At 58.0% G+C, this 3,213-nt stretch carries 4 protein-coding genes and 1 tRNA gene; 4 read left to right on the top strand and 1 reads right to left on the bottom strand.

The features are described from left to right. The 3 genes from AC14IB_RS10860 to AC14IB_RS10850 form a co-directional block, all read left to right on the top strand. Window positions 1–121: DUF6726 family protein (locus AC14IB_RS10860; protein ID WP_484231889.1), on the top strand; the 121-nt coding region annotated here is incomplete at its 5' end. Between the two features lie 101 nt (window positions 122–222). Further along, window positions 223–313, top strand: a tRNA-Ser gene (locus tag AC14IB_RS10855). 177 nt (window positions 314–490) lie between these two features. Continuing rightward, window positions 491–1,666: a tyrosine-type recombinase/integrase gene (locus AC14IB_RS10850; protein WP_484231888.1), complete on the top strand. Its 1,176-nt coding sequence runs from the start codon at window positions 491–493 to the stop codon at window positions 1,664–1,666. Here AC14IB_RS10850 and AC14IB_RS10845 read toward each other — a convergent pair. After that, on the bottom strand, window positions 1,653–1,841 hold the full coding sequence (locus AC14IB_RS10845) for a helix-turn-helix transcriptional regulator (RefSeq protein ID WP_484231887.1): 189 nt from the start codon (window positions 1,839–1,841) through the stop codon (window positions 1,653–1,655). The genes AC14IB_RS10850 and AC14IB_RS10845 overlap by 14 nt on opposite strands. Before the next feature lie 235 nt (window positions 1,842–2,076). Here AC14IB_RS10845 and AC14IB_RS10840 point away from each other — a divergent pair, with 235 nt between their 5' ends. After that, a complete protein-coding gene (locus tag AC14IB_RS10840; protein ID WP_484231886.1) occupies window positions 2,077–3,048 on the top strand; it encodes a helix-turn-helix transcriptional regulator in 972 nt (323 codons plus the stop codon). Window positions 3,049–3,213 lie beyond the last annotated feature (165 nt).

Here is a 3,213-nt window from a genome sequence, read left to right as displayed (position 1 = left end):
CCTCGTTGGGGCCTTTGTCTCTGTGGTGCCCGTGGTGGGTGACTCTGTTGATGAAGCCTTGGAAAGTGTTGATAGCGGTATTGATACCGCTGCCGATAGCATCGATAAAATTCCGCTTTAAGCAAGGCACTTGCCAAGCGCTAAGCGACGACTGTTTTTTCGCCGCTTAGCGCTTGAATGTGTTGAGTTAGCGAAGGGCTTCCGGTATCTTTCGCATCCTTCGGAGAAGTGGCAGAGTGGTTGAATGCACCAGACTCGAAATCTGGCATACGGTCATACCGTATCGAGGGTTCAAATCCCTCCTTCTCCTCCAAATCACGCCCACGCAAGCGGGCAGTACCCCTAGATAACCCCCGGCAAGCCCAGTACTATCAAGGCTTCCGGGGGTTTTCTTTTGCACGGTTGCCCTCACTCCACCACTGAAAACCACAGTTCACCACAGCCAGTCTGTAGGTATCGCTGTAGGTACAAATCGGGAGAGGGCGGCACGATGCCTACAAATACCCTGACAGATGCGCGCTGCAAGGGAGCCAAGGCCAGCGACAAGCCCTACAAGCTGTTCGATGGTGGTGGCCTGCACCTCTATGTTTCCACGACCGGTTCGCGTACTTGGCGGCTGGCTTATCGTCTGGCTGGCAAGCCGCAGACCATGAGTCTGGGCTCATACCCCGAAATCACACTGGCTGCCGCACGCGTGAAGCGTGAGGAAGTGAAGCGAGCGCTGATTGAGGGCCATGACCCCATGGCACCTCGGCGCGTCAATCGCCAAGGCGTGACGCTCGCCGAGGCGACTGAAACCTACTGGCAAGGTCGCAAGGATGTGTCTGCGACTTATCGCACCAACGCCCTGCGTGGCATTGAGCTGCATCTGGTGCGCTTGCTGCCGAAGCCGATTGGCAGCATCACGCGAGATGACTTGCTGGGTGAGTTGCTGCTCATGGATGCCGCCGGCCTGCATGTGTATGTGCGCAAAGTTCGTATGTGGGTCGGTCAGGTCTTCGAGTGGGCAGTTGAAAACGGCATCGCCAATATCAACCCGGCGGCACTGATTCGCCCGGAGAAAGCATTTGGCCGTGCCAAGGTCACCAGCTTTGCCGCCTTGGCCTTGCGAGAAGTGCCGGAGTTTCTGGAGCGCCTGGCGATGGAGGGCGACTTGCAAAGTGTGCTGGCTTGTCGCCTGCTGGCGCTGACTTGGGTGCGTACCAATGAGCTGCGCATGATGGAGTGGTCGGAAATCGATGAGGCTGGCAAGGTCTGGTTGATTCCTGCCGGCAAGATGAAGCGGGATCGCGATCATCTGGTGCCATTGTCGAATCAGTCGCTGGCTGTGCTTAAACAGCTGCGCGCGCGGAGTCGGCTGGAGGCCCGTTATGTGTTCTCGGCTCCGCATCGCATGGATAGACCCATGTCCGAGAATGCGGTGTTGACCTTGATTGCGCGAATGGGGTATCGGGGCCGCATGACTGGCCACGGCTGGCGCTCTGTGGCCAGTACATGGGCCAATGAGAATGGTTACTCGCCGGATGCCATCGAGCGCCAGTTGGCGCATGTGCCTGACAACAAGATTCGTGCGGTCTACAACCGTGCCGAGTACCTGCCGGATCGCAAGAAGCTGCTGCAGGGCTGGGCGGACTGGCTGGACAGCTGCGGCTTCACGCCAGCCTGATGCCGGCGCGCTCCAGGGTGGAGCGCTTCCAGCCCACGGTCTTGCGGGTTAGGGCGACATCGGGCATGGGTAGCTTGCTGGCCAGCAGCCATCGGCGGATAGTCTCGCTGCTGACATGCAGCAAGGCCTGCAGTTCGGGGCGGAAGATCACGCGGTCTTCAGTGGGGATATTCATGGCAATTCGGCTCATGGAGGGGAATTGCCTGCCATGGTGGCCTTGCGGGTGAAACGGCCCAACCTGTTGCAGCGTAGCGCAGCGCGCTCCTGTGGATATTCATGCTGCCATAGTTTGTCAGGCTCAGTTTTTGAGCTTGCCGCCTAACATAATCCCTCTCAGGAACCCCATCCAAGTCGACGGGCAACACAGGGATGTGTCTTCATTACTCTCGGTATGCGTTAAGCTCCCCGTCATGACAAGAATGGTCCGCCTGCATTTGATCGATCAGCTGTTGAACAGCCGAGCATCGGTCACCCTCTCCGAGTTCCTGGATACGCTGGAGGTCTCTCCAGCGACGTTCAAGCGTGATCTGGAATATCTGCGAGATCAGCTGAACGCGCCCATCGTGTACGACCGTGACATCAATGCCTACCGCTTCGAGCGGCGGGGCCCACACGGGCCGAAGTACGAGCTGCCCGGCCTCTGGCTGGATGGCGACGAGGTGCATGCGTTGCTGGCGGCGACCAGCCTGCTGGAAGGCATCGAGCCGGGCTTGCTGGGTGCGCAGATCGCACCGCTGAAGTCGCGACTACGCATGCTCATGTCCACCGAGAGCATTGACCCGGAGGTGATTGGCCAGCGTATACGGCTGCTGCAGAACCAGCGGCGAGCGTCATCGACCCGGCATTTCCAGAAAGTGGCTCGCGCCACGCTGGAGGGCCTGCGCCTGAACATCACCCATCTCAACCGCAACACGGGCGAGCGCACCACGCGCGAGATCAGCCCGCAGCGGCTCACGCATTACCGCGAAAACTGGTATGTGGAGGCGTGGTGTCACACCCGTGAGGCGATTCGCAGTTTCGGGTTGGATGCCATCGAGGAGGTGATGGTGATGGCTGCGCCGGCCATGGCGCTGACGACGGAGCAGCTAGATGCTGTGCTGGGCAGTGGTTTCGGCATTTTCAACGGTAGCGAGGTGCAATGGGCGGTGTTGCGCTTTACGCCGTCACGCGCGCAGTGGGTGAGCAAGCAGGTCTTGCATCCTGAGCAGAAGACGCGGTGGCTGGAGGATGGGAGTTATGAGCTGGAGGTGCCGTTCACTGATGCTCGGGAGCTGGTGAGCGAAATTTTGTGGCATGGGCAGGAAGTCGTGGTTCTATCGCCAAAAACACTTAGTGATCAATTGGTAATTAATCTGCGGGCTACTCTTGATAAGTACGAATAATAATCGATTTTAAGCGACAAGAATTTTCCGACCTCAGCTACGTAACGCAGATTGAAGTCAATCAAATTTAGATGAAATGTATTCAGGATTTCCCATGCAAAACGCACAACACCAAAACCTAGTTGGCTTCATCTGGAATATTGCCAACAAGCTTCGTGGCCCCTA

It is taken from the genome of Perlucidibaca sp. (assembly GCF_057084925.1).
The sequence above is the reverse complement of the archived record's forward strand: the minus strand, read 5'-3'. Positions and strand labels throughout refer to the sequence as shown.